At 69.8% G+C, this 25,529-nt stretch carries 24 protein-coding genes; 14 read left to right on the top strand and 10 right to left on the bottom strand.

Annotation, left to right across the window (positions count from 1 at the left end; genetic code table 11):
- Nucleotides 1-87 precede the first annotated feature (87 nt).
- The 6 genes from FZ033_RS12625 to FZ033_RS12650 form a co-directional block, all read right to left on the bottom strand.
- Nucleotides 88-1,818 carry a cation acetate symporter gene (locus FZ033_RS12625; RefSeq protein WP_188079460.1) on the bottom strand — a complete coding sequence of 577 codons (1,731 nt, stop codon included), beginning with the start codon at nucleotides 1,816-1,818 and terminating at the stop codon, nucleotides 88-90.
- Complete coding sequence (locus FZ033_RS12630; RefSeq protein ID WP_149576496.1) at nucleotides 1,818-2,126, bottom strand: DUF485 domain-containing protein; 309 nt, start codon at nucleotides 2,124-2,126, stop codon at nucleotides 1,818-1,820. The genes FZ033_RS12625 and FZ033_RS12630 overlap by 1 nt, the downstream gene beginning before the upstream one ends.
- A gap of 435 nt (nucleotides 2,127-2,561) precedes the next feature.
- Nucleotides 2,562-3,464 (bottom strand): NAD(P)-dependent oxidoreductase, encoded by a 903-nt coding sequence (locus FZ033_RS12635; RefSeq protein WP_149576497.1) that lies wholly within the window; start codon nucleotides 3,462-3,464, stop codon nucleotides 2,562-2,564.
- Nucleotides 3,461-4,609, bottom strand: a complete 1,149-nt coding sequence (locus FZ033_RS12640; protein ID WP_149576498.1) for a LacI family DNA-binding transcriptional regulator — start codon at nucleotides 4,607-4,609, stop codon at nucleotides 3,461-3,463. Before FZ033_RS12640 ends, FZ033_RS12635 begins: the two co-directional genes overlap by 4 nt.
- Nucleotides 4,610-4,755: 146 nt before the next feature.
- Nucleotides 4,756-5,082, bottom strand: a complete 327-nt coding sequence (locus tag FZ033_RS12645) for a hypothetical protein (RefSeq protein WP_149576499.1) — start codon at nucleotides 5,080-5,082, stop codon at nucleotides 4,756-4,758.
- A 69-nt stretch (nucleotides 5,083-5,151) separates the two neighbouring features.
- Nucleotides 5,152-6,189 (bottom strand): L-idonate 5-dehydrogenase, encoded by a 1,038-nt coding sequence (locus FZ033_RS12650; protein WP_149576500.1) that lies wholly within the window; start codon nucleotides 6,187-6,189, stop codon nucleotides 5,152-5,154.
- 143 nt (nucleotides 6,190-6,332) lie between these two features.
- Here FZ033_RS12650 and FZ033_RS12655 point away from each other — a divergent pair, with 143 nt between their 5' ends.
- The 6 genes from FZ033_RS12655 to FZ033_RS12680 all read left to right on the top strand — a co-directional run bounded on the left by FZ033_RS12655 (nucleotide 6,333) and on the right by FZ033_RS12680 (nucleotide 11,338).
- Nucleotides 6,333-7,100, top strand: a complete 768-nt coding sequence (locus FZ033_RS12655; RefSeq protein ID WP_149576501.1) for an SDR family NAD(P)-dependent oxidoreductase — start codon at nucleotides 6,333-6,335, stop codon at nucleotides 7,098-7,100.
- Nucleotides 7,101-7,209: 109 nt separating this feature from the next.
- Nucleotides 7,210-8,016, top strand: coding sequence for a transporter substrate-binding domain-containing protein (locus tag FZ033_RS12660; RefSeq protein WP_188079480.1), 807 nt, complete (start codon nucleotides 7,210-7,212; stop codon nucleotides 8,014-8,016).
- A gap of 28 nt (nucleotides 8,017-8,044) precedes the next feature.
- Nucleotides 8,045-8,749 (top strand): amino acid ABC transporter permease, encoded by a 705-nt coding sequence (locus tag FZ033_RS12665; RefSeq protein ID WP_149576503.1) that lies wholly within the window; start codon nucleotides 8,045-8,047, stop codon nucleotides 8,747-8,749.
- Nucleotides 8,749-9,408: an amino acid ABC transporter permease gene (locus tag FZ033_RS12670; protein ID WP_012114459.1), complete on the top strand. Its 660-nt coding sequence runs from the start codon at nucleotides 8,749-8,751 to the stop codon at nucleotides 9,406-9,408. The genes FZ033_RS12665 and FZ033_RS12670 overlap by 1 nt, the downstream gene beginning before the upstream one ends.
- Complete coding sequence (locus FZ033_RS12675) at nucleotides 9,389-10,120, top strand: amino acid ABC transporter ATP-binding protein (RefSeq protein WP_149576504.1); 732 nt, start codon at nucleotides 9,389-9,391, stop codon at nucleotides 10,118-10,120. Before FZ033_RS12670 ends, FZ033_RS12675 begins: the two co-directional genes overlap by 20 nt.
- Nucleotides 10,121-10,402: 282 nt before the next feature.
- Nucleotides 10,403-11,338, top strand: a complete 936-nt coding sequence (locus FZ033_RS12680) for a 2-hydroxyacid dehydrogenase (RefSeq protein WP_149576505.1) — start codon at nucleotides 10,403-10,405, stop codon at nucleotides 11,336-11,338.
- Nucleotides 11,339-11,369: 31 nt separating this feature from the next.
- On the opposite strand, the gene FZ033_RS12685 is transcribed toward FZ033_RS12680, so the two are convergent.
- Nucleotides 11,370-12,062, bottom strand: coding sequence for a gamma-glutamylcyclotransferase (locus FZ033_RS12685; RefSeq protein WP_232847463.1), 693 nt, complete (start codon nucleotides 12,060-12,062; stop codon nucleotides 11,370-11,372).
- 300 nt (nucleotides 12,063-12,362) lie between these two features.
- Here FZ033_RS12685 and FZ033_RS12690 point away from each other — a divergent pair, with 300 nt between their 5' ends.
- The gene (locus FZ033_RS12690) at nucleotides 12,363-14,531 is read left to right on the top strand and encodes a histidine kinase dimerization/phosphoacceptor domain -containing protein (RefSeq protein WP_149576506.1); all 2,169 of its coding nucleotides are present in this window, start codon (nucleotides 12,363-12,365) and stop codon (nucleotides 14,529-14,531) included.
- 10 nt (nucleotides 14,532-14,541) lie between these two features.
- Nucleotides 14,542-15,141, top strand: coding sequence for a biliverdin-producing heme oxygenase (locus FZ033_RS12695; protein ID WP_149576507.1), 600 nt, complete (start codon nucleotides 14,542-14,544; stop codon nucleotides 15,139-15,141).
- A gap of 50 nt (nucleotides 15,142-15,191) precedes the next feature.
- Here FZ033_RS12695 and FZ033_RS12700 read toward each other — a convergent pair whose 3' ends face one another.
- Nucleotides 15,192-15,878: a VIT1/CCC1 transporter family protein gene (locus FZ033_RS12700; RefSeq protein WP_149576508.1), complete on the bottom strand. Its 687-nt coding sequence runs from the start codon at nucleotides 15,876-15,878 to the stop codon at nucleotides 15,192-15,194.
- Nucleotides 15,879-16,022: 144 nt separating this feature from the next.
- Complete coding sequence (locus FZ033_RS12705) at nucleotides 16,023-16,808, bottom strand: MBL fold metallo-hydrolase (RefSeq protein WP_149576509.1); 786 nt, start codon at nucleotides 16,806-16,808, stop codon at nucleotides 16,023-16,025.
- Between the two features lie 69 nt (nucleotides 16,809-16,877).
- On the opposite strand from FZ033_RS12705, the gene FZ033_RS12710 reads away from it, so the two are divergent.
- Complete coding sequence (locus tag FZ033_RS12710) at nucleotides 16,878-17,774, top strand: LysR family transcriptional regulator (RefSeq protein WP_149576510.1); 897 nt, start codon at nucleotides 16,878-16,880, stop codon at nucleotides 17,772-17,774.
- A 130-nt stretch (nucleotides 17,775-17,904) separates the two neighbouring features.
- The gene (locus FZ033_RS12715) at nucleotides 17,905-18,915 is read left to right on the top strand and encodes an LLM class flavin-dependent oxidoreductase (RefSeq protein WP_149576511.1); all 1,011 of its coding nucleotides are present in this window, start codon (nucleotides 17,905-17,907) and stop codon (nucleotides 18,913-18,915) included.
- A gap of 16 nt (nucleotides 18,916-18,931) precedes the next feature.
- Here the strand turns inward: FZ033_RS12715 and FZ033_RS12720 are convergent, their stop codons facing one another.
- Nucleotides 18,932-19,363 (bottom strand): OsmC family protein, encoded by a 432-nt coding sequence (locus FZ033_RS12720; RefSeq protein WP_149576512.1) that lies wholly within the window; start codon nucleotides 19,361-19,363, stop codon nucleotides 18,932-18,934.
- A gap of 398 nt (nucleotides 19,364-19,761) precedes the next feature.
- On the opposite strand from FZ033_RS12720, the gene FZ033_RS12725 reads away from it, so the two are divergent.
- The 4 genes from FZ033_RS12725 to FZ033_RS12740 all read left to right on the top strand — a co-directional run bounded on the left by FZ033_RS12725 (nucleotide 19,762) and on the right by FZ033_RS12740 (nucleotide 25,428).
- Entirely contained in the window at nucleotides 19,762-21,309 is a 1,548-nt protein-coding gene (locus FZ033_RS12725; protein ID WP_408068483.1) for an efflux transporter outer membrane subunit, read from the top strand.
- A gap of 13 nt (nucleotides 21,310-21,322) precedes the next feature.
- On the top strand, nucleotides 21,323-22,612 hold the full coding sequence (locus FZ033_RS12730) for an efflux RND transporter periplasmic adaptor subunit (RefSeq protein WP_232847464.1): 1,290 nt from the start codon (nucleotides 21,323-21,325) through the stop codon (nucleotides 22,610-22,612).
- A 3-nt stretch (nucleotides 22,613-22,615) separates the two neighbouring features.
- Nucleotides 22,616-24,634, top strand: a complete 2,019-nt coding sequence (locus tag FZ033_RS12735) for a MacB family efflux pump subunit (RefSeq protein ID WP_149576513.1) — start codon at nucleotides 22,616-22,618, stop codon at nucleotides 24,632-24,634.
- A gap of 80 nt (nucleotides 24,635-24,714) precedes the next feature.
- Nucleotides 24,715-25,428 carry an SGNH/GDSL hydrolase family protein gene (locus FZ033_RS12740; protein ID WP_149576514.1) on the top strand — a complete coding sequence of 238 codons (714 nt, stop codon included), beginning with the start codon at nucleotides 24,715-24,717 and terminating at the stop codon, nucleotides 25,426-25,428.
- The last annotated feature ends 101 nt before the right edge of the window (nucleotides 25,429-25,529 follow it).

Here is a 25,529-nt window from a genome sequence, read left to right on the forward strand (position 1 = left end):
TCGGCCCGGGGGGTGTTGGTCCGGCTGTCCTCGTCAGCGGTGCCGGGCGGGGGATGATCCGGCCGCGGCATCGGGAGGGCCCTTAGGTCAGTGACCCGAGGCTTCCGATGCCCCGATGCCGGTTTCGGAGCGCACCTGCTGCGCCGGGAAGCCGGCCCGGTCGATCTTCGCCCGCTGGCTGTTGTCGAGGATCGAGACCAGCCAGATGCCGACGAAGCCCAGCGTCATGGAGAACAGCGCCGGCGAGGTGTAGGGGAACGGCGCGGAACCCGCCGGATTGCCCAGCGTGGCTTCCCACACCGAGGGCGACAGGATGGTCAGGATCACCGAGGCCGCAAGGCCCAGGAAGCCGCCGACCACGGCGCCCTTGGTGGTGCAGTCCTTCCACAGCACCGACATGAACAGCACTGGGAAGTTGGCCGAGGCCGCCACCGCGAAGGCCAGGGACACCATGAAGGCGATGTTCTGCTTCTCGAAGGCGATGCCCAGCAGCACCGCCAGGATGCCGAGGCAGATGGTGGTGACGCGCGAGACCTTCAGCTCCGAGGCGCTGTCGGCCTTGCCCTTCTTGATCACCGTCGAATAGAGGTCGTGCGACACCGCCGAGGCGCCCGAGAGCGTCAGGCCGGCCACCACCGCGAGGATGGTCGCGAACGCCACCGCCGAGATGAAGCCGAGGAAGATGTTGCCGCCGACCGCATGGGCGAGGTGCACCGCCGCCATGTTCGAGCCGCCGATCAGCCCGCCCTTGGCATCCAGGAATTCCGGATTGGTGAGCACGAAGGTGATGGCGCCGAAGCCGATGATGAAGGTGAGCAGGTAGAAATAGCCGATCCACCCGGTGGCCCACATCACCGACTTGCGCGCTTCCTTGGCGCTGGGCACGGTGAAGAAGCGCATCAGGATATGGGGCAGGCCGGCGGTGCCGAACATCAGCGCCATGCCGAAGGAGATGGCCGAGATCGGGTCCTTGATGAAGGTGCCCGGCCCCATGATGGACTGTCCCGCCGCCTCCGCCGCAGCCGGGGCCGCGCCCTTGGCGGTGGCGATCTGCGTCTTCACGTTGACGGCCGCCGCGAACATGTTCTCGGGGCTGAAGCCGTAGCGCCACATGACCATGATGGCCATGAAGGTGGCGCCGCCCAAAAGCAGGCAGGCCTTGATGATCTGCACCCAGGTGGTGGCGGTCATGCCGCCGAACAGCACGTAGACCATCATCAGCGCGCCGACGATCACCACCGCGATCCAGTAGTCGAGGCCGAACAGCAGCTTGATCAGCTGGCCGGCGCCCACCATCTGGGCGATGAGATAGAAGGCCACCACCACCAGCGTGCCGGATGCCGCGAACACGCGCACCGGGGTCTGGGCAAAGCGGAAGGCGGCCACGTCGGCGAAGGTGAACTTGCCGAGGTTGCGCAGGCGCTCCGCCATCAGGAAGGTGAGGATGGGCCAGCCCACGAGGAAGCCGATGGAATAGATGAGGCCGTCGAAGCCGGAGCTCATCACCGCCGCGGAGATGCCGAGGAACGAGGCCGCGGACATGTAGTCGCCGGCGATGGCGAGGCCGTTCTGGAAGCCGGTGATGCCGCCGCCGGCGGTGTAGAAGTCGGCCGCCGACTTGGTCTTCGAGGCCGCCCACTTGGTGATGAAGAGGGTGCCGATCACGAAGATCGCGAACATGCCGATTGCGGTCCAGTTGGTGGCCTGCTTCTCCGAGGCGCCGATGGCCTCGGCCGCGAAGGCCGCCGTGGGGACAAGCGCAAGCGCTGAAAGGCCTGCAAGGCGCGCCGCCTTGCCGATGAAAGCATGCATCGACATCACTTGAGCACCTGCTGCTTGATCTTCTCGGAAAGGTCGTCGAACTCGCTGTTCGCGCGGCGGACGTAGATGGCTGTGATGAGGATCGTGAAGACGATCACGCCGAAGCCGATGGGAATACCCCATGTCATCACGCCCGAGCCGATGCGCGCGGCAAGAACGGCCTTGTCGAAGGCAATAAGCAGGATGAAGCCGTAGTAAACGACCAGCATCGCAAAAGTGAGCGTCCAGCCGAAGCGCGAGCGCGTCGCCTTCAGCTTCTGGTAATTGGGGTCGGCCGCAATGCGGGCGGCCAGAGATGCGTCCATCGGAGCCCCTCCCTTTGGGTCCACGGATGCGCCGCGGACCGGATTGTTATCGTGGACGACGCCGGGCTTGAGCGGGCCACACGTCGCGCCTGCAATCTGGACCAGCCGCGCGCCCGGCGCTAGTTGGGGAGATACCGTACTTTCGGCGATACTCCTGCGGCAGGCTCCCGCACTGCACACAGGGGCTTGGGAGGCAAAGAACCGCCTCAAATCAGAAGTTTAGCGGTATTTCGGGTGTATTGCAGTTGCGTTCGTCCACGGCGGGAGCACTTTTTTCCGAAGACGCCGGAAGCTTATACTTTCGGGTGAAGCAACTCAACGATCCACCGTTCGTATTATGGGGGACGGCGCATGCCCCGCGCGGCGCGGTAGCCGGCGGGGGTGTCGCTGGGGAAGTCATGGCGGTGAAAGGGGCGGGGAGGGCCGGACGGGCGCCTATGCCGTGCCGTCGAGCAGGCGCATCATCTCGGCGGTGTCCCGGTCGCCGAGCCCTGCGGCCTGGAGCAGGCGGTGGATCTCCGTCACCAGGGAGGTCATGGGCAGCGGGGTGCGGGTGGCCATGGCGAAGGCCTGCACGGATTCGAGGTCCTTCAGCATGTTCTCGATGCGGCCGGTGGGCGTGTAGTCGCGGGCCGCGAACTTGGCCATGAATTCCCCGAGGATGCGCGAATCGGCCCGTCCGCCGCTCAGGGCCACGGGAATGGCGGCGGGATCGACGCCGCCGGCCTCGGCCAGCTTCACCGCTTCCGCCACCGCCTGGAACAGCACCGCGCAGAACAACTGGTTGACGAGCTTGGTGGTCTGCCCGGCGCCCGGCCCGCCCATGCGGGTGTAGTTGGCGCACAGATCGTCCATCACCGCACGGGCGCGCTGCACGTCGTCCGGCTCGCCCCCGGCCATCACCGTGAGCCGGCCCTCGCGGGCGCCGGGCACGCCGCCGGACAGGGGGCAATCCACGAAGGCCATGCCGGTCTCGCGCTTGAGCCGCTCGGCCAGGCGCTGGGTGGCGCCGGGGTCGATGGATGACATGTCGATCACCATCCGCTCCGGGGCGGCCACCGAGGCGACGCCGGCGGGGCCGAACACCGCCTGTTCGACGATGTCGGCGCGGTTCAGGCTGAGGATGACGAAAGGCGCCGCGCCCGCCGCCCCGGCGATGCTGGCGTGGCCGGTGGCGCCTTTGGCCTCGAGCGCCGCCACGCGGGCGGGATCGATGTCGAACACATGGACCGGATGGCCGGTGTCCAGCAGGCGCTGGGCGATGGCGCTGCCCATGATGCCGGCGCCGATCACGGCCACATCGGCCTTCTTCAGCTCGGGCTTCTTCAACTGTGTCATGGCGTTTCCCTTGCGGCCTGCGTGCGCCGGGGGGCGGCTGCCGTCTTTGGTTGGTCGCCGGCCGCCGCGGCGGACGGGCGTTTGCGCGCTTTCGCCGGCGCGGCGGAGCGCGGGGCGGTGGTCTCGCGCTCGATCAGGGTGAAGCCCACGTCCACGTTGCGCTCCACCTCGGCTTCCTGCGCATCCCGCTTGAGCAGGGCGCGCAGCATGGTGCCGGTGGCGGCGCCGATGGCCCGGGCATCCACCCCGATGGTGGTCATGGCCGGGTAACTGAGGCGGCCCACCTCGAAATTGCCGAAGCCCATCAGGGAGATCTGCCCGGGCACGTCGATGCCGCGCCGCTTCAGCTCCATCATGGCGCCGAAGGCCGCAAGGTCGGACACGGCGAACACCGCCTCCACGTCCGGTGCCAGGGCCAAAAGGGCGCCGATGGCGGCGGCACCGTGCTCGAAGGAGGCCGGCGGCAGGCCGTGGCGCAGCACAAAAGCGTCGGAGAGGCCGGCCTCGCGCAGCATGGAGGCAAAGCCCTTCAGGCGGGCGTCGGCGCGATGGTCGCACAGGTCCGCGTCGGCCTCCGGCCCGATGGCGCCGATCTTGCGGTGACCCAGTGCGATGAGATGGCGGGCGGCGGCGCGCCCCACCTCGAAATTGGAGAAGCCCACGGCGCGGTCGAGGGGCTGGTCCGGCTGCTCCCAGATCTCCACCACCGGAATGCCGGCGCGGTCGAGCAGGGTGCGGGTCGCGGCCGTGTGCACCGAGCCGGCGATGACGATGGCGTCCGGTCGGCGGGGCAAAAGCGCGCGTACCAGCCGTTCCTCCTCGGCCACCTGATAGAGGGTGTAGCCGATGAGCAACTGGGTGGCGTCGGCCTTCAGCACTTCGGCGAGGCCCTGGGCGGTGTCGCCGAAATTGGAGTTGGTCAGGGTGGGCAGGATCAGCCCGACGAAGTTGGTGCGCCGCGAGGACAAGGCCCCGGCCACCAGATCCGGCAGGTAGCCGAGCTGCTCCACGGCCTTCAGCACCCGCTCGCGGGTGGGCGCGGCCACCGTGTCCGGATCGGTGAACACCCGCGAAACGGTCATGGGGGACACCCGCGCGAGGCGCGAGACATCCCGCATGGTGGGCTTCTGGGTTGGTCGGGACATGGCTTGGGTCCGCTCGCGTGCTGGAGCTTGATCCCGCGCGGGGTGCGCGGGATCTGTACTTCTACTTGGGTTTTCGCATTTTATTCAGGTGAGCCAGGGCCTGCTCCGCCTGAAAATGCGTTTTTCCTCTGTGGAGGCGGATGGCCTTACCGAGGTGCCATCCGCTCATAGACGAAATGGTAGAAGCGGCCGTCGAAGAATTCGGCGAGGCGATCGGTGGCGGCCCGGCCCTCGGTGCGCACCGGGGAGGCAAGCGCCTCGGCGATGGCCTCGCGGGAGGGATAGTCCACCTCCTGCACCATCACGATGGAGGGGGCGCCCGCATCGGGCTCCACCGTGCGCATGACGCGCACCGCCTGCGCGTTCGGCATGCGCTTCCAGATGGGCAGAAGCTCGTTCTCCACGATGGCGAAGAAGGCGTCTTCCTGGCCGGGGCGGATGGTGCCCTCGAAGACGGCGCTGCGCGTGAACATGTGTGTCTCCAGATGAAGCTGCGCGCGGGTTTCCGGCCGGCGCGGAATGATGGGGGGTGGGCGGCGTCCTCAGAAGTGCAGGTGCACCTTGATGGCGCGGCTGCGGTCGGCGGCGAGCTGGAAGGCCTCGTCCAGGCGGCTCATGGGCAGGTCCGCGGACATGACCGGCTCCACATCGATGAGGCCGCGCACCAGCCAGTCCACGGCGGTGTGAAACTCGCCGCTGAAGCGGAAGGCGCCGACGAAGTCGATCTCGCGGGCCATCAGCATGTTGGCCGGCACCGGTACGTCGCCGGGGGGCATCATGCCGAGCTGCACCACCCGGCCGCCCGGCCGCACCACCTTGAACAAGGAGGCGAGGGCCTGCGGCACGCCGGTGGCTTCCAGCGCCGCGTCGAAGAAGCCCTTGTCCTTCTCGTAGCGGGCCAGCTGCTCGGGCGCGGTGGCGACGTTGATGGTCTCGTCCACGCCGGCGGCGCGGGCCAGCTCCAGCGGCGCATCCACGATGTCGGTGATGGCGATACAGCTTGCCCCCACCCGCCGCGCGGCGATGGCCAGCAGCATGCCGATGGGGCCGGCGCCGGCGATGAGCACGCGCTTGCCCGCCAGCTCGCCCGCCCGGCGCACGCCGTGGATGGCCACCGACAGGGGCTCGGCCATGGCCACCCGGCGGAACGGGATATCGCGCGGCACGCTCACGCACTGGTCGGCGCGGCACACGAAGGTTTCAGAGAAGGCGCCCTGCACGTGGGGATAGATGGCGGCGCTGCCGAAGAAGCGCATGTTGCGGCACAAATTGCTGCGCCCGGCGCGGCAATAGTCGCATTCGAGGCACGGCCGGCTCGGGTTCACCGCCACATGATCGCCGAGCGCCAGCGTGCTCACGGAGGCGCCGAGCTTGATCACCTCGCCGGAAATCTCGTGGCCCAGCACCATGGGCTGCCTGAGGGCGAAATCGCCCACCCGGCCCTTGCCGTAATAGGACAGGTCCGAGCCGCAGATGCCGCCGGCGCGGAACGAGACCAGCACCTCGTTGGCGGCCATTTCCGGCTCGGGGCGCTCGTCCAGGCGCAGGTCCTTGGCGGCGTGAATGACGGCGGCCTTCATGTTTCCTCTCCTTGCAGCTTCGGCGGCGAATGTGCGTATCGCGGTCCGCTTTGCCTCTTGTCATGTTACCGATATCATGAAATACAGTTCGCGCAAGAGCGGCGCACATTTCAGATGCGCTCCGGCATGGGGAGGAGGACAGCGTGTCCCTGCAATTGTTCGACCTCAGCGGCAAGCGAGCACTGGTCACCGGATCGGGTCAGGGCATAGGCCTGTCGCTGGCCGAGGGCCTCGGCCGCGCCGGCGCCCGCGTGGTCATCAACGGCCGCGACGAGGGCAAGCTCGCCAAGGCGGCAGAGCAGCTCACTGCGCAAGGCATTGCGGTGGAGCAGGCGGCCTTCGATGTGACCGATCCCAAGGCGGTGGCCGATGCGGTGGACGCCATCGAAAAGGACCATGGCCCCATCGACATTCTCGTCAACAATGCGGGCATCCAGCGCCGCGCGCCGCTGGAGGAGTTCGAGGTGGACACCTGGCGCGAGGTGATGCGCACCAATCTCGACAGCGTGTTCTTCGTGGGCCAGGCGGTCGCCCGCCACATGATCAAGCGCGGACGCGGCAAGATCATCAATATCGGCAGCCTCATGAGCGCGGCGGCGCGCTATTCGGTGGCGCCCTATACGGCGGCCAAGGGCGGGGTGCGCAACCTCACCTTCGGCATGTGCACCGACTGGGCCCGCCACGGCCTCCAGATCAATGCGGTGGGGCCGGGCTATTTCGCCACCCCGCTCAATCAGGCGCTGGTGGAAAACCCCGATTTCGACCGCTGGCTGAAGGCGCGCACCCCTGCCGGTCGGTGGGGCAAGGTGGAGGAATTGCAGGGCGCGGTGATCTTCCTCGCCTCGCCCGCTTCCGACTTCGTCAACGGCCAGATTCTCTACGTGGACGGCGGCGTTCTGGCGACGCTCTGAACGCAACGCCTTTCGACAGGCGGCATTGCCCATCCGGGCGCGAAGACCCGGAGATGCGCCTCTAAAGTAAAGACCGAGAAAAACCGGGAGGATTTGACCTATGCGAAAGATGTTCTGCACCTTCATCGCGGCCGGGGCGCTCGCGCTTGCCGCAGCCGGCCCGCTGGCGGGCCTTGCCGCCGGTACCGCCGACGCCACCAGCCTTTCCGACATCCAAAAGCGCGGCAAGGTGCGCATCGGCGTGCTCACCGGCGCCCCGCCCATGGGCATGGTGGATGAGCACGGCAAGCCGGCCGGCTATGACGTGGACGTGGCCAACCTTGTGGGCACCATGTTCAACCTGCCGGTGGAGCTGGTGCCGGTAACGCCGCCGGCGCGCATTCCCGCGCTCCAGACCGGGCAGGTGGATTTCCTCGTGGCGACGCTGGCCCCCACCGGCGAGCGGGCCAAGACGGTGATGTTCACCACCCCCTACAGCGCCTTCAACATGGTGATCGTGTCGGGGCCGGGGAAGGTCTACAACGTCGTCACCGATCTCAAGGGCAAGCGCATCGCCGTCAATCGCGGCTCCTCGCAGGAAACCGCCCTGCGCCGCGCCAACGTGCCCGGCCTCGAGCTGGTGGTCTACGAGGACGACGCCACCACCGCCCAGGCCCTGCTCTCCGGCCAGGTGGACGGCACCGCGCTGCCCTCCACGGTTGCTGCCGCGCTGCTGAAGCAGATGCCGACCGCCGGCCTGCAGGTGGGCCAGCCGTTCTTCCGCCAGGGCAATTCCATGGCCACTTTGCCCGGCGATTTCGAGCTGGCGCACTATCTCAACACCCTCATCTATCTGATGAAGGTCTCCGGCCAGCTCGACGCCATCGCGGTGAAATGGACCGGCGAGCCCTTCCCGGCGAGCCTGCCCACCTTCTGATTTCGTCGCCGCGCAGAGAGGCTTCGCCATGCCCTATGAACTCAGGCTGGAGGTGCTCGCGCAATATCGCGAGCAGCTTTTCGACGGGCTCCTGATGACCGTCTGGCTGTCGGTGGCCTCCACCGCCGCCGGGACCTTCTTCGGCGTGGTGCTCGCCTCGCTGCGCAGCGTACGCGGGGGGCCGGTGCGGTTCCTCGTGGATGCCTATGTGGAGGTGATCCGCAACACGCCGTTCCTGGTGCAGCTGTTCATCATCTATTTCGGCCTGCCCACGTTGGGCTTGCGGGTGGGGGCGGTGACGGCGGCCCTCATCGGCATGACCATCAACCTGGCCGCCTATTCCACCGAGATCATCCGCGCCGGCATCGAATCCATTCACAAGTCGCAGATCGAGGCGGGCGAAGCCTTGGGCCTCACCCAGCTGCAGATTTACCGCGACATCATCATCCTGCCGGCGGTGGCGAAGGTCTATCCCTCCCTGTGCAGCCAGTTCGTCTTGATGATGCTGGCGTCCAGCGTGTGCTCGGCCATCTCCACGCCGGAGCTGACGGCCGCCGCCTCCTACGCCCAGTCGCAGAGCTACCGCTCGTTCGAGGTCTATATCGCGGTGACGCTCATCTATCTTGCGCTGGCGCTGACCTTGCGCGGCGGCCTCGCGCTCATCGGCTGGCGCCTGTTCGGGCGGCCCGGCAGGCGGGCGACGCAGCCCACCTTCAAGGTGGAGGCAGTGTGATGTTCCTGCGCAGCTTCGGCCTCAACGAATTCTATTTCCTGCTGGAAAGCCTCCAGTGGACGCTGGCCCTCACCGGGCTGGCCATGGTGGGCGGCGGCATCGCCGGCTTCCTGGTGGCGCTCATGCGCACCGCCCGAACCAGCGCTTTGCGCATTGCCGCCGGCGTCTATATCCAGGTGGTGCAGGGCATCCCGGTGCTGATGATCTTGTTCCTCAGCTATTACGGGCTGAGCCTCGCCGGCTACCAACTGCCGGCCATCGTCGCCGCCGGCCTGTCCATGTCCATCTATGCCTCGGGCTATCTGGGCGAGATCTGGCGTGGCTGCATCCAGGCGGTGCCGAAACCCCAGTGGGAGAGCGGCGAAAGCCTCGCTTTGACCATCCCGCAACAGTATCTCTACATCATCCTGCCGCAGGCGATCCGTATTTCCCTGCCGCCCACGGTGGGCTTCCTGGTCCAGCTGGTGAAGAACACCTCCATTGCCGCCCTGATCGGCTTCGTGGAGCTGACCCGCGCCGGCCAGCTCATCAACAATGCCACCTTCCAGCCGTTCCGGGTGTTCCTGACGGTGGCCGCCCTCTACTTCGTCATCTGCTACCCCATGTCCCAGCTCTCGCGCTGGCTGGAAAGGAGGCTCCATGTCGGAAGTCGTCATTGACCAGGTCCACAAGAGCTTCGGCGCGGTGGAAGTCCTGAAGGGAGTGTCCCTCTCCGTCGCCCCCGGCGAGGTGACGGCGCTCATCGGCCGCTCGGGCTCGGGCAAGTCCACGCTCCTGCGCTGTATCAACGGGCTGGAGCAGTTCCAGTCGGGCGCCATCCGCGTCGCCGGCCACGAGGTGACCCCCGACCGGGCCGCTTTGCGCAAGCTCAGGACCGACGTGGGCATCGTGTTCCAGAGCTACAACCTGTTCCCCCACCTCAACGTGGCGGAAAACATCATGCTCGCCCCGCGCCGGGTGAAGGGGGTGGACAAGGCCACCGCCCGCAAAAAGGCCGAGGAGGTGCTGGCGCTGGTGGGCCTGTCGGAGAAGATCGACGCCTATCCCGACCAGCTCTCCGGCGGCCAGCAGCAGCGGGTGGCCATCGCCCGCTCGCTGGCCATGCAGCCCAAGGTGATGCTGTTCGACGAGGTCACCTCGGCGCTGGACCCCGAACTCACCGGCGAGGTGCTGGCGGTGATGGAGAAGCTCGCCCGCGACGGCATGACCATGCTGCTCGTCACCCACGAGATGGGCTTTGCCCGCCGCGTCGCCAACACCACCGTGTTCATGCACCAGGGCCGCATTCACGAGGCCGGTCCCTCCCGCGACCTGTTCGAGAACCCCAAGACCCCCGAGATGCGGCAGTTTTTGAAGGCCGACGTGAAGTAGGCGGGGGGCTTCGCGAGTATCCGCCTGAAAATGCGAAGCAGTCGTTGTCTCAATAACCATGTCATGCCCGGGCTTGTCCCGGGCATCCACGCCGAGCCGTTCGCGGCAACGTACGGAAGTTGCTCCCGGCCGCCCCGCGTGGATGGCCGGGACAAGCCCGGCCATGACGGAGCCAAAGCAGCGGAAGGGCGGAGAGCGTTCATCGGTCCATCCCATCCCCGGCCGCCGTGCTGCGGCCGGCGCGGCCGCGCGCGTGCCGGCCCCATCCCATCGAGGACACACATGAAACCCGAAATCATCCAGTATTGCCCGCTGATGCCGGGCCTTGAGGCGGCGCTGGCCGAGCGCTTCACCGTGCATCGCTTCTTCGAGGACAAGGATCCGGACGGTTTCCTCACCCGCCACGCCGGCGCCATCCGCGGCTTCGTTACTGGCGGCCATCTCGGCCTGCCGCCGGATCTTGGCGCCAAGCTGCCGGCGCTGGAGATCGTCGCCATCAACGGCGTGGGCTTCGACAAGGTGGATCTGGTGGAGGCCAAGCGCCGGGGCATCCGCGTCGCCAACACGCCGGATGTGCTCACCGAGGACGTGGCGGACCTTGCCATCGGCCTGTCCATCGCGCTGCTGCGGCAGATCGTGAAGGGCGATGCCTATGTGCGCGCCGGCCAGTGGCTGGGCGGAGATCTGGCGCTGGGCGCCAAGGTCTCGCGGCGGCGCTTCGGCATCTTCGGTCTGGGCCGCATCGGGCGGGCCATCGCGCGGCGGCTCGAAGGCTTCGACGCGCAGATTGCCTACAGCGACCGGGTGAAGCTCGACGTACCGTACGCTTTCGAGGTGACGCCCCAGGCGCTGGCGGCGCGCAGCGACGTGTTCGTGGTGGCGGCGGCGGCCTCCGCCGAGACGCGCAACGTCATCGACCGCTCGGTGATCGACGCCGTCGGTCCCAAGGGCATCCTCGTGAACGTGGCGCGCGGCTCGCTGGTGGATGAGCCGGCGCTGCTGGCGGCGCTGAAGGAGGGCCGCATCGGCGGCGCCGCCCTCGACGTGTTCGCCGACGAGCCGCGGGTACCGGACGGCTTCTTCGGCCTGCCCAACGTGGTGCTCACGCCCCACATGGCGAGCGCGACCGGGGAGACCCGGCAGGCCATGGCGGACCTGGTGCTGGCCAATCTGGTGGCGCATTTTGCCGGCGAGCCCTTGCCCACCGCGCTGGTGTGAGGCCGGGGCACACCTGAACCAGCGGAAGGGCTCAGCCCTCCCGCGCCAGCCTCTCGTCGCGGGCGGCGGCGACTTCCTCGGCCAGCGCCTCCAGCACCGGGTCGGGGATGCCGTGGGCGCGCAGCCCGGCGCAGGTCTGGAACAGATAGTCCGCCGCCGAGCCGATGGCGCCGGAGGCGTGGGCCAGCCGCTGTACGATCTCGGCGCGGGTGAGGCCGCCGGCATATTGGCAGCTGGCCCGGTCGATGGTGAAGGAGATGGCGCTGCCGAAGCGCGCGCCATCTGCATCGAAAATGTCCAGCCAGCGCGGAACATAGGCGCCCGACAGCATCTCCCGCCGCCACAGGATGGACAGCTCGCGCTCCAGGATCGCCTCGTCGATGCGCAGGGCGACGCCGTGGCAGAGGCCGCCCTCGTCGAGGCCCAGCGTGAGGCCAGGATTGTCGGTGGTGCCGCGCCCGAGCACGGTGGTCAGGCAGAAGGCCCGGTGCCAGCCCTCGATGCGTGCTGTGCGGTGTTCCTGCGCGTGCACCGTGGGATTCCAGATCAGCGAGCCATAGGCGAACAGCCAGGCGTCCCCGTCTGGGCGCGCGTCCAGGGTAGCGCGCAGCGAGGCGGCACGCTCCGCGTCGGTGAGCACGCGCAGAGCCGGGGCGTCCCGTGCCGCGATGGCATCGATGCCGCCGGATTCGATCAGTTCGCGGGTGAGCTGTTGGATCTTCATGGCGATGCGAGGATATAAGCAGGAACTGCGCCAATGCCATGGCGGCCCGGCGCCCGCCAGATGCACCGGCGCAAGCGGCGATTGCACGGCTGTCCCCCGCAGCACTGCCCCCAGCTCACGGATGCGTTTGGCTTGGCCGGAACCGGCATGCAATGGATGGCGTTGATCGACATGGTTTTCCGGTGGATTCGGCCTGTGGAGGGCACATCTTCCCCTTGCCCTGCCCGCCGGGCCCACGGAGCCTGAGGTCCATGCGTAAGCCGTTCATGCCCCACCGCCACCGATGCAAAGCCTGAGTTGATGGAAGACGCGACCTCCCGCTCCCCGGCCCGATCCAATCCCGACCTCCTCTCCGCGTGCGACCGCGAGCCGATCCACAGTCCGGGCGCCATCCAGCCCCACGGCGTGCTGCTGGTGGCCGATCCGGCCACGCTGAAGGTGGTGGCCGCGGCCGGCGACGTGGAAGGCCGGCTCGCCGCCGACTGGCGCGGGCACGACCTCGCGACGCTGCTTCGATGCGACGTGGCCGGCCTGCTGGGCGCGGCGGCGCCGACGGGCGCGGTGCGGGTGGGGCGGGTGCCCGGCCGGGACGAGACCTTCGAGGCGCAGGTCCACCGCTCCGAGCGGGGCCTCCTGGTGGAGCTGGAGCCGGCCGGTGCGCAGCTGGCGGCCGCCGACATCCTCGCCCGCCTCGATGCCGCCGCCACCCGCTTCGAGCGCGCGCCGGACCTGCGCAACCTGTGCGCAGAGGCGGCCGATGCGTTCCGCCAGATCACCGGCTTCGACCGGGTGATGATCTACCAGTTCCGCGACGACGAGGCCGGCGTAGTGCTGGCGGAGGCAAAGGCGCCGCAGATGGGCTCCTTCCTCAACCACCATTTTCCCGGCGGCGACGTGCCGAGGCAGGCGCGCGCGCTCTATGTGCGCAACCGCGTGCGGGTCATTCCCGACGTGGCCTATGCGCCCGCGCCGCTCAGGCCGGTGTCGCCCGAAGGCGCCGGGCCCGGCTTGAGCGATCTCGACATGAGCGATCTCGGGCTGCGATCGGTCTCGCCCATCCATGTGCAGTATCTGAAGAACATGGGGGTGGGGGCCTCGGCCTCGGTGTCCATCGTGAAGGACGGGCAGCTGTGGGGGCTGGTGGCCTGCCATCACTCCACGGCGCGGCTGTTGCCCTACGAGCTGCGCCTCGCTTGCCAGTCGCTGGCGGGCAACCTTGCCCGGCAGATCCGCGCCAAGGCGGACGCGGTGCTCTATCGCGAGCGCATCCGCCTGCGCGCCGCCGAGGACGCGCTTGCCGAGGCCCTCGCGGGCGATTGCGCGGTGGAGGACGTGCTCGCCCGGCACGGCGACGACCTGCGCCAGGCGCTGGGCGCCGACGGCTTCGCCGCCGTGGCCGGATCCATGCTCCTGACCAAGGGCCGCTGCCCGGATGCGGACGCCGTCCGGTGCATCGCGCAGTGGGTGGAGACGCAGGCGCAGGTGCGCGCCTTCAGCACCCATGCCCTGTCCGAATACCTGCCCGCCGCCTCCGGCGCGGTGGACGCGCGGGCGAGCGGGCTCCTGGGCATCACCGTGCCGGGGGAGGAGCCGCTGTCGCTGCTGTGGTTCCGCGCCGAGCAGGTGGAGGTGGTGAACTGGGCCGGCAACCCACACAAGGCCTCGTCCGCCGATCCGCAGGCGGAGCTGACGCCGCGCGCCTCCTTCGCCGCCTGGAGCGAGACCGTGCGCGGGCAGTCGCGCCGCTGGACGCTGGTGGAGACCGAGACCGCCCAGCGCCTCGCCCATGACTTGCTGCAGGCACGCCAGCAGCGCCGCATCCGCGAGCTCAACCGCCAGCTCTCCGCCACCGTGGTGGAGAACGAGCGCCTGCTTCAATACAAGGACCACCTCATGCACGAGGTGAACCACCGGGTGCAGAACAGCCTGCAACTGGTGGCCTCGTTCCTGCGGCTTCAGGCGCGCACCCTGGGCGATGCGCCGGCGCGCGACGCGCTGGCGGAGGCGGAGCGCCGCATCGCCGCCGTGGGCCTCGTCCACCGCCAGCTCTATGGCGGCGACCAGGTGGAGACGGTGGACCTGTCGCGCTATCTCATGGACCTGTCCCACGAGGTCACCAATTCCCTCGGCGCCGAATGGCGCGCGCACCTGATGCTCGACCTCGCGCCGGTGCTGATCGCCGCCGACCGGGCGGTGCGGCTCGGCCTGATCCTCACCGAGCTGGTGCTGAACACGGCCAAATACGCCTATATGGGCGCGCCGGGGCCGCTGATCCTCGCCCTCGACCAGAACCGCGACCGCTTCCGGCTGGTGGTGGCCGACCGGGGCGCCGGCAAGATCGGCACGCGGCAGGGCTTCGGCACCATCATCCTCAACGCCATGGTGCAGAGCCTCAACGGCACGCTGGAGGACCTCGACAATGCCCCCGGCCTGCGCACCATCGTCACCGCGCCCATCGGCCTGCGGTAGGGCCGCCGGCATGTATGGGACGGACAGCGTGGCCCTCACCCGCTCCGGGCGGCTGAAGGCTGAGACGGCGACGGTGCACGGCCGGCTTGATGCCCGGATCATGGCGGCGGGGGCGTTCGCGGACCGCGCCCGCTATGCCCGCTTCCTGCTGTTCCAGCGCCTGCTTCACGCCGACGGCGAGCCGCTGTACGGGCATCCGGCCCTGGCCGGGCTTTTGGCGGGGGCCGGCGTGGGCGCACGGCTCGAGCTGGTGGAGCGCGACCTTGAGGATCTCGGGCAACCGCGCGGCCGCCCGGCCGGTGCGCCGGAGCCGGCTTTCGCGAGGGGCCTGCCCGATGCCGCCACGGCGCTGGGCTGGCTCTATGTGCTGGAAGGCGCGCGCCTCGGCGGCGCCGTGCTGCTGAAGGGTGCGCAGGGGCTGGGCCTCACGCCGGCATTCGGCGCCCGCCACCTCGCCCCGGCGCCGGAGGGGGTCCTGGCCCACTGGCGCCGCTTCAGCGCGGGGCTGGACGGCGCCGATCTGGACGGTGCCGGCGAGCAGGGGGTGATCGCGGGCGCCACTGCCGCGTTCCAGCGGGCGCATGCGCTGGCCGATTTCGCCTTCGGCTGAGCGGGGATTTCCACTTCAGCCGGCGTGGCGCTCGAGCGGAGTTTTGCGTCTCAGACCGCGTGGCCGATGAGGGCGCCGATGGCGGCGGTGACGGCCATGGCGAAGGCGCCCCAGAAGGTGACGCGCACCGTGGGCTTCAGCAGCCCGGCGCCGCCGACGCGGGCGCCCAACGCGCCGAGCAATGCGAGGCAGACGAGGGAACCGCCCGCCACCACCAGCGGGATCGACCCCTGCGGCGCCACGGCGGTGAGCACCAGCGGCAAGGCGGCGCCGGCGGCAAACGTGCCGGCGGAGGTGAGCGCCGCCTGGATCGGCCGCGCCACCATGTGTTCGCTGAGGCCCAGCTCGTCGCGGGCGTGGGCGGCGAAGGCGTCCTTCGCCATCATCTGCTCGGCCACCTTGAGGGCGAGCGCCTTCTCGACGCCGCGCTCCACATAGATCTGCGCCAGCTCGGCGAGTTCCGCCCGGGGCTGCTCGGCCAACTCCTTCCGCTCGCGGGCCATGTCCGCCGCCTCGGTGTCGGCCTGGGAGCTGACGGAGACATATTCCCCCGCCGCCATGGACATGGCGCCCGCCACGAGGCCGGCGACGCCCGCCACCAAGGGCTCGCTGGCCGTGGCGGAGGCGGCGGCGACGCCGATCACGAGGCTCGCCGTGGAGATGATGCCGTCATTGGCGCCGAGCACCGCCGCCCGCAGCCAGCCGATGCGGGAGATGAGGTGGTTTTCCCGATGCATGGCGTTGCTCCCTGCGTCCGGCGCCGATTCTGCCGGGGTCACGACCTGCATACGCCTTTCCCTGCAACAGGATATGACGCAGGTCAGGTGTCCCAAGGGGAAGGGGCCGGGTGGGGCGGGCGCCGAGCCGCCACGCCCTTGGCCCTATGCCGCGAACACTGTCGGGCGGCCCGGCTCCAGCGTGACGAGGCGGTCGGCGATGCCGAGGGTGGCGAAGGCGGCGGCCAGCTCCGTGGCGCTCTCCTTGAAATGCACCCAGCCGTCGGTGTGGGCGGCAACCAGCGTGGCATTGGGAAAGGCGTTCGCGGTCTCCAGCGCGTCGTTGGCGTCCATGGTCATGTGGAAGCGGCCGCGCGGTTCGGCCGAGCCGGCGAAGACGATGACCACCTTGGGCGAGAACCGCCGCGCCACCTCGGCCACGCCCTCGTAGAACACCGTGTCGCCGGTGACATAGAGCAAGTCCCCCGGCGCGTCGCGGCCGAGGAGGAAGCCCACCACATCGCCGGAAATGGGCTCGATCCCCGGCGGCCCGTGGCGGGCGGGGGCGGCGGTGACGAACAGCCGGCCCTTGTTAGGCACCTCAAGGGTGGTCGTCTCGAACGGCGCGAGGGCGAGGACATTTTCCCCGCCCAGCCGCGTGGCGCCGATCTGCGTGGTGAAAACCGTACCCGCCTTGGGCAGCAATGCGCGGCCGGCGTGGTCGAGATTGTCGAGGTGCTGGTCGTGGCTGAGCAGCACCGCATCCAGCGGCAGCACCGCCTCGGCCTCGATGGCGGGGCCCACCGTCTTCTCGAAGTGCACCGGCGCGGTCTGGTAGAGCCGGGGCGGGTCGAAGGTGGGGTCGGTGACGAGGCGCAGGCCGCCGGTCTCGATCAGCACGGTGGGGCCGCCGATCAGGGTGAGGGTGAGGTCGCCGGACGGGCTGGTCATGGAAGCTCCTGTGTGATGCGGCGACAATGGCGCCCTTCAGGCTCCGCGAAAATCCGCTATTGTTGCGCAATGGCTGATCGAAATCGCACAGCACTCGACTGGGAGGACGCCCGCTTCTTCGCGGCGCTGGCGCGGCATGGCAGCCTGTCGGCCACCGCGCGGGCGCTGGGCGTCAACCACGCCACAGTGGCCCGGCGCGTGGCCGCCATGGAGCAGGCGCTGGGCGAGAAGCTGTTCGAGCGCCGGCCGGACGGCTATGTGCTGACCCCGGCCGGCACCCGCGCGCTGGAGGCGGCCGACGCCATGGAGAAGGCGGCCCGCCGCCTGCTGCGCGCGCCTCAGCAGCGGCCCCTTGGCGGCCTCGTGCGTATCGCCGCCACGCCGAGCCTTGCCGACCTCTATCTGGTGCCGCGCCTCGCCGCCCTCGCGCAGCGCCATCCCGCCATCGACGTGGAGATCGTTTCCGAGCGGCGCCTCGCCAGCCTCGCCCGCCGGGAGGCCGACATCGCCCTGCGCCTCGGTGCCCCCACGGATGCGGACGTGATCGCGCGGCGCCTCGCCACCCTGGCCTTCGGCTATTACGGCACCCCGGACTGGCGCAGCCGGATGGCGGCGGGGGAGGCACCGGTCTTCGTCGGCTTCGACGAGGCCAATGCCCATCTGCCGGAGGCGGCGTTCCTCGCCCGGCATTTCCCCCGCGCGCGGCTGGCGGTGCGCGCCAATACCCAGTCCACCCAGGCCATTGCCGCCCGCGCCGGGCACGGCATCGCGCTTCTGCCGCACTTCATCGGGGCGGGGGAGGGTGACCTTGTGCCCGTCGCGCTCGCCCCCCTGCCGCCGACGCGCGACCTGTTCCTGCTCACCAACCGCCTGAGCGCCGACGACGGGGCGGTGCGCGCGGTGCGGGATTTCCTCGCCGACCTGTTCCACGCGGATGCCGCGTTGTTTTCCGGTTTGGACGATTGAGGCGCGGGCACGCCTTTTACCGCGCCGCCCGCCTTCCTATCTGAGGGGCGGGGCGATCCGAAGAGCCGGCGACGACGAGATGGGTTCCATCGGATCGGGCGCGGCGCCAGCGCGGTTGAGGCAGGGTCTCATGGTGCAGCTTTCCATTCTCGATCTGGTGCGGGTGCGGCAGGGGTCCAGCCCCCGCGATGCCCTCGACAATGCCCGCGATCTGGCCGCCCACGCGGAAGAGTGGGGCTATCGCCGCTTCTGGGTGGCCGAGCATCACAACATGCAGGGCATCGCCAGCGCCGCTACCTCCGTGGTCATCGCCCATGTGGCCGCCGGCTCCCGGCACATCAGGGTGGGGGCGGGGGGCATCATGCTGCCCAACCACGCGCCCATGATCATCGCCGAGCAGTTCGGCACGCTGGCCCAGCTGTTTCCAGGCCGCATCGACCTCGGCCTCGGCCGCGCGCCGGGCACCGACCAGAACACCATGCGGGCGCTGCGCCGCTCGCTGACCAATTCCGACCATTTCCCCAATGACGTGATCGAGCTCCAGGCCTACCTGGGCGAGGCCGGGCCGGGCCAGTCCCTGTTCGCGGTGCCGGCCACCGGCACCAACGTGCCCCTGTGGATCCTGGGATCGAGCACCTATGGCGCGCAGCTCGCGGCGGCGCTGGGCCTGCCCTATGCGTTCGCCTCCCATTTCGCGCCGGCCGACCTGATCCCGGCGCTGGAACTGTATCGCGCCCGCTTCCAGCCCTCGGCGCAGCTCGCCCGACCCTATGCCATGGCCGGCATCAACGTGATCGCAGCCGAGACCGACGACGAGGCGCGCCACCTCGCTACCACCCAGCAGATGTCGGTGGCGGACATTTTCCGCGGCGCCCGCGGCCTCAGCCAGCCGCCCATCGACGATATCGAGACCTATTGGTCCCCCATGGAGAAGGCGCAGGCCGCCCGCTTCCTCTCCCGCTCCGTGGTGGGGCGACCGGAGACGGTGCGCGCCGGCATCGAGGCTTTCGTGGCTGAGACCGGGGTGGACGAGGTGATGATCGTTTCCGACGTGTTCGACCACCAGAAGCGCCTCGCCTCCTACCGCATGATCGCGGATGCGGTGCCCCATGCCGCCGACTGGGAGCAATCGGCGGCGTGAGGCCGGGGGCTGACCCTCAGCCCTTCAGTGAAGCATCCAGGCTGATGGCGGCGCGGATCACCTTGGAGAGCGGGCAGTTGGCCTTGGCCTTGGCGGCCAGCTCCGCGAACTGTTCCGGGGTGGCGCCGGGAACGGTGCCCACGAGGGTGAGGTCCACGGCGGTGATCTCGTAGCCGGCCTCCTTCTTCTCCAGCGACACCTTGGCGGAGGTCTGGAGATCGGTGGCGGTGAGGCCCGCCTCGCCGAGGATGAGCGAGAGCGCCATGGTGAAGCAGGCGGCATGGGCGGCGCCCAGAAGCTCTTCCGGGTTGGAGCCCTTCTGATTCTCGAAGCGGCTGGCGAAGCCGTAGGGATAGGCGGAAAGCGCGCCGCTCTCGGTGGAGATCGCGCCTTTGCCGTCCTTGATGCCGCCGCTCCACTGGGCCGAGCCGGTGCGGATGATCGCCATGTTGGTCTCCTTGATGGTCCGGGGCCAATTCGGGGTTACGTCGCGGGCGAGCGCCGCGCCCCTCGGCGCCGGCGCCTGCCCCGCGCGGTCGGTGCGCGCCCCACTCCTGACGGCCCCTGCCGACGACCCCGGTCCGTGACCGGGGCGTGGCGGGGTCCGTGCCCGACCTTGGGCTCAACAATCGGGCGGGCAAATCGTTCACCCCGGGGATGCGCTTTTTGCCGCGCCGTTGACCGCGCAGGGGCCACCGCCCGTCGGAAACGTTCGGATACGGGCGGGAAACCAAACGATGCGCCCGGGTCCTATTGCGGTCACCTCGACCGTGACACTGGCGGCATGAACCGGCCCGCTCCCTCGCCCCCTCCCGCCCCCTGCATCACGCACCGGGTTGCACCCGCATGCCGTCCATGACGCATCGGGCATTGGTGGGGCCGTTGGTACGGGCTTGGGCGCGTGCGGCGGCCGGGCTGCTGGCGGCGCTGGCCCTGTCGGGCTGCGCCGTGGGGCCGGACTATGAGACGCCGCAGCTCACCATGCCCGACCAGTGGGGCAGCGGGCGCGGCCAGAGGGCCGAGGCGGCGCCGGAGCTTCCGCGCTGGTGGCGGCGGCTGGGCGACGGCGTGCTCGATGGGCTGATGGAGGAAGCGGTGGCCGGCAATCTCGACGTGGCGACCGCCAAGGCCAAGGTGCGCGCGGCCCGCGCGACGTATCGCCAGCAGGTGGGCGCCCTGTTTCCGCAGGTCACCGGCAACGCCTCCGCCACGCGCGGCGATAACGGCGGCAACGTGGGGTCGGGCGGCGATGTCACCGTCGCCAGCACCTATGGCCAGTATCAGGCGGGGCTCGATGCCAGCTGGGAAATCGACCTGTTCGGCGCCAACCGCCGGGGCGTGGAGGCCGCCGCCTACGGCTCGGATGCGGCGGTGGACGATCTCGACGCCGCGCTCGTCACCCTCGTGGGCGACGTGGCCACCAATTATATCGACGCGCGCGGCTATCAGGCGCGCATCGCGCTGGCCCGGCGCACCGCGAGCGCCCAGCGCGAGACCGCCGCGCTGACGAAACGCAAGCTCGATGCCGGCGGCGCGTCGGCTTTGGACGCGGCCAATGCGGCCGGACAGGCGGCGAGCACCGAGGCGGACATTCCCGAGCTTGAAGCCGCCCTTGCCCAGAGCGTCCACCGCCTGTCCGTGCTCACCGGGCGGGAGCCGGCGGCTCTCACCGGGCGGCTGGCGCGCGTGCGCGCTGTTCCGTCGCCGCGCCTGCCGGTGCCGAAGGGCATTCCGGCGCAAGTGCTCACCGTCCGCCCGGACGTGCGCGCCGCCGAGCGTCGGCTGGGCCAGTCCACGGCGCTGGTGGGGCAGGCGACGGCCAATCGCTATCCCGCCATCAGCCTTTCCGGCACCCTGAACACCACCGGCACGCAGCTGGGGGATCTCGCGCGTGGCTCCTCCATCAGCTGGTCGTTCGGGCCGACGCTGACCGTGCCGATCTTCACCGGCGGGCAGCTGAAGGCGGCGCAGGAACTGGCGGAGGCGGAGCGTGACCAGTCGTTCCTGTCCTATCGCGCGACGGTGCTCACCGCGCTGGAGGATGTGGAGAATGCCTCCGTCTCCCTCGGCAAGCAGCGCCTGAAGGCCGGCCGGCTCGCCGCCTCCGCCGCCTCCTACCGCGAGGCGGCGCGGCTCTCCCACGCGCTCTACGGGGCCGGCTCGTCGAGCTTCCTCGACGTGCTCACCGCCGAGCGCTCGCTTTATGCGGCCGAGACGGCGCTGATCGAGAGCCGGGTGGCGGTGGCGACCTATTATGTGGCGCTCAACAAGGCGCTGGGCGGCGGCTGGGACGGCGCGGTGGACACCGCCACCCCCGCTGTCGTCGACCAGAACACAGGCCCTCATTTCGCTCGCCCCCATTTCGCGCGCCTGCCGGCGCCGGCGATCCAGTGAGGCCACGCATCGGATGAACGCGCTTCCGCCCTTCGATCCGGCGCAGGTCGCCACCAGCCATGATCCTGCATCCAAGCAGCCCGCGCGCCCATCGCGCCGGCTCTGGCGCTGGGGCGCGCTCGCGGTGCTGCTCGCCCTTGCTGCCTACGCCTATTCCCGTTTCACCGCGCCCGATCCCGGCAGCGCGCTGATGACCGCCGCCGTCACCCGCGGCGACGTGGCGGAGACGGTGCTCGCCAGCGGCACGCTGAAGCCGTCGCGGCTGGTGGCGGTGGGCGCGCAGGCGTCCGGCCGCATCACCTCGGTGAAGGTGCGGCTGGGGCAGAAGGTGAAGGCGGGCGATCTCGTGGCCGAGATCGATTCCGTCACCCAGGACAACGCCCTGCGCACCGCCGAAGCGGCGCTGGCCAATGTCCGCGCCCAGAAGGCGGAGAAGGAGGCGACCCTCGCGCTCAACGAGCAGACCCTCGCCCGCCAGCGCACCATGGTGGCGCAGAAGGCGGTGTCGCAGGCCGACTTCGAGACCGCCGAGGCCGCCGTGAAGGTGACCCGCGCCCAGCTCGCGGCGCTTGAGGCGCAGATCGTGGAGGCCGCCATCGCGGTGGACACGGCCCGCGCCAACCTCGGCTACACCCGCATCACCGCTCCCATCGACGGCACCGTGCTCGCCCTCGTGGCCCAGGAGGGCCAGACGGTGAACGCCACCCAGTCGGCGCCCACCATCGTCATCCTCGGCGCCCTCGACGTGATGACGGTGCGGGCGGAAATCTCCGAAGCCGACATCGTGAAGGTGGCACCAGGCATGCCCCTGTGGTTCACCATCCTCGGCGCGCCGGACATCCGCTACGACAGCACGCTCGCGTTCATCGAGCCGGCGCCGGAATCCATCAAGACCGACAGCAGCTTCACCACCACCAGCACGTCGTCCTCGTCGTCGTCCTCCTCCTCGTCCAGCACGTCGTCCTCGGCCATCTACTACATGGGCCTGTTCGATGTGCCGAACCCGGACGGGCGGCTGCGTACCTACATGACGGCGGAGGTGCACATCGTCCTCGGCGAGGCCAAGGGGGTGCTCACCGTGCCGGCCACCGCGCTGGAGCGCGACGGCGCGGGCGACGTCGTGCGCGTGGTGGCGCCGGACGGCACGCTGACGCGGCGCAAGGTGGAGGTGGGCCTCAACGACAAGATCACCGCCGAGATCCGCTCCGGGCTCAAGGAGGGCGAGCGCGTGGTGACCGGCGAGAAGGTGCAGGGCGCGGCCACGGCCTCCCGCATGCCCGGCCCTCCGATGGGGGGGCTGTAGCCCATGACGAGAGCGAGCGCACAGCCCCTCATCGAACTGTCCGGCCTCAGCCGCGCCTATCCGGCAGGCGAAGGCACCATCACGGTGCTGAAGGACATCTCGCTTGCCATCGCCGAGGGTGAGATGGTGGCCATCGTCGGGGCCTCGGGCTCCGGCAAGTCCACCCTGATGAACATCCTCGGCTGCCTCGACCGGCCCACGCGCGGGCATTACCGCATCGCCGGTCAGGAGACATCGGACCTCGATCCGGACGCCCTCGCCGCGCTGCGCCGGGAGCATTTCGGCTTCATCTTCCAGCGCTATCACCTGCTCTCCGAACTTTCCGCGCTGGGCAATGTGGAGATCCCGGCCATCTATGCGGGGACGCAGGCCGAGGCACGGCGGACGCGGGCGCAGAGCCTTCTGGCGCGGCTCGGCATGGCGGACCGCACCACCCACCGGCCGGGCCAGCTCTCCGGCGGCCAGCAGCAGCGGGTTTCCATCGCCCGCGCGCTGATGAACGGAGCGCAGGTGATCCTCGCCGACGAGCCCACCGGCGCTCTGGACAGCCGGAGCGGGGCGGAGGTGCTGCGCATCCTCGACGAACTGCACGCCGAGGGCCGCACCATCATCATCGTCACCCACGACATGAGCGTGGCCGAGCGGGCGGACCGCATCATCGAGATCCGCGACGGCGAGATCGTCGCCGACCGGCCCAGCAAGGGCGGTGCCCGTGCCGACAACGCCCTCTTCGAACGCTCCGGGCCGTCACAGTCCGAGCGGGCGCCGGGATCTGCGCGGGGGCAGGTTTCGGCGCCGTCCACCCGCGCCGCGCGGGCCACCGCCTATGCCGGGCGCCTGAAGGAAGCGTTCCGCATGGCGCTCCTCGCCATGGCCGCGCACCGGCTGCGCACCTTCCTCACCATGCTGGGCATCATCATCGGCATCGCCTCGGTGGTGTGCGTGGTGGCGCTGGGCGAGGGCTCGCGCCGGCGGGTGCTGGCCGACATCTCGGGCCTCGGCACCAACACGCTGGAAATCTTCGCCGGCCGCAGCTTCGGCGACACCCGCTCCGGCCGCATCACCACGCTGGTGGTGGCGGATGCCGACGCGCTGGCCCGCCAGCCCTATGTGGCGGCGGTGACGCCCACCGTGTCTACCCAGAGCACGGTGCGCTTCGGCGCCATCGAGGCCAACGCGCTGGTGAACGGGGTGGGGCAGGGCTATTTCGCCGCCCGTGGCACCAAGCTGGCGCAGGGCCGCTTTTTCGACCGCGACAGCGTGCGCGCCCTCGCCCTCGATGCGGTGATCGACGAGAACACCCGCAAGGCCCTGTTCAAGGATGTGGACCCCATCGGCCAGGTGATGCTGGTGGGCAGCGTGTTCTGCCGGGTGGTGGGTGTCACCGCGCCCCAGCAGGGCGGGTTCGGCGGCAGCCAGAACCTCTCCATCTACCTGCCCTACACCACGGTGCAGGCCCGCTTCCTCGGCAGTTCGTCCCTGCGCTCCATCACCGTGCGGGTGGCCGACGATACGGACGTGGCGCTTGCCGAGCAGCAGGTGACGCGCTTCCTCACCCAGCGCCACGGCATGAAGGACTTCTTCATCCTCAACACCGACGACATCCGCAAGACCATCACCGCCACCACCCAGACCATGACGGCGCTGATCGCGGCCATCGCCGTCATCTCGCTGCTGGTGGGCGGCATCGGGGTCATGAACATCATGCTGGTGTCGGTGTCCGAGCGGGTGGGCGAGATTGGCGTGCGCATGGCGGTGGGGGCGCGGCAGGCCGACATTCTCCAGCAATTCCTCATCGAGGCGGTGCTGGTGTGCCTCGTGGGCGGCATCGCCGGCATCGCGCTGGCGCTCGGCTTCGGCGCGCTGTTCGCGCTCACCGGCTCCAATTTCCAGCTGGTCTATTCGGCCGCGTCCATCGTCGCCGCCGTGGTGTGCGCGAGCCTCATCGGGGTTGCCTTCGGCTATCTGCCGGCCCGCAACGCCGCCCGGCTCGACCCGGTGGCGGCGCTGGCGCGGGACTAGAGCGTTTTCGAGGACAGGCGGGCCTCAACATCCATTGGGCGGCACAGCAGTTGCAATGTATTCCTGAAAGGCGAACCGTCATGACCCAACCCTCGGCCCATACCGTCGCCGCCCCTGCCGTGTCCCCCGCCAAGCGCGTGGCCGACAAGCGCAGGGCAGGGCGCGCACGCTGGCGCCTGTGGCTGATGCGGGCGCTGGCGGTGGGCGGCATCGTTGGCCTCACCCTGGTGCTGTGGCATCGCATCCCCCTGCACACGCGCATGATCTGGCAGAGCTACCGCGCGGCGCTGATCACGGGGGCGCCGGTGCTGGCCCTCGGCGACAGCATCACCTTCCAGGCCGCGCCCTCCCATCTGTGCGGGACCAAGGTGCTGAATTCCGGCATTCCGGGCGACCAGATCGACGATCTTCTTGCCCGCGCGCCCATGTTCAGCCGGCTGGCGACGCCCCGGCAGGTGGTGGTGGCCATCGGCGTCAACGACGCCCGCACCGGCCACATGGACATCGGGGACTGGGCCGCCAAGTATCGCACCCTGCTGGGCTATTTCCCCAAGAGCGCGCTGGTGTTGGTGGAGGTCAATCCGGTGGACCTCGGCAATCCGCGCTATCTGCCGGTGCATGACCGGGACTTCATCGCCAGCCAGAACGCCGCCATCCGCGTGCTGGCGCGGGAGACCGACGCGCGCGTGGTGACGGCGCCGGGCGTGGCCCCCACCATGGACGGGGTCCACCCCGACAAGGCCGGCGTGGAGCTGTGGCGGCAGCGGCTGGCGGCGGTCGCCTGCGCGGGGTGACGCCGATGGCCTGATCGGGCGGCCCGATGGGCTCGGGCCGGCGAAACCGTGGCGGGCTACCCGGTCGCCGCGCCATGGCGCGCCGGATCAAGCCTGGCGGC

It is taken from the genome of Xanthobacter oligotrophicus, assembly GCF_008364685.1.
Classification (GTDB): domain Bacteria; phylum Pseudomonadota; class Alphaproteobacteria; order Rhizobiales; family Xanthobacteraceae; genus Xanthobacter; species Xanthobacter oligotrophicus.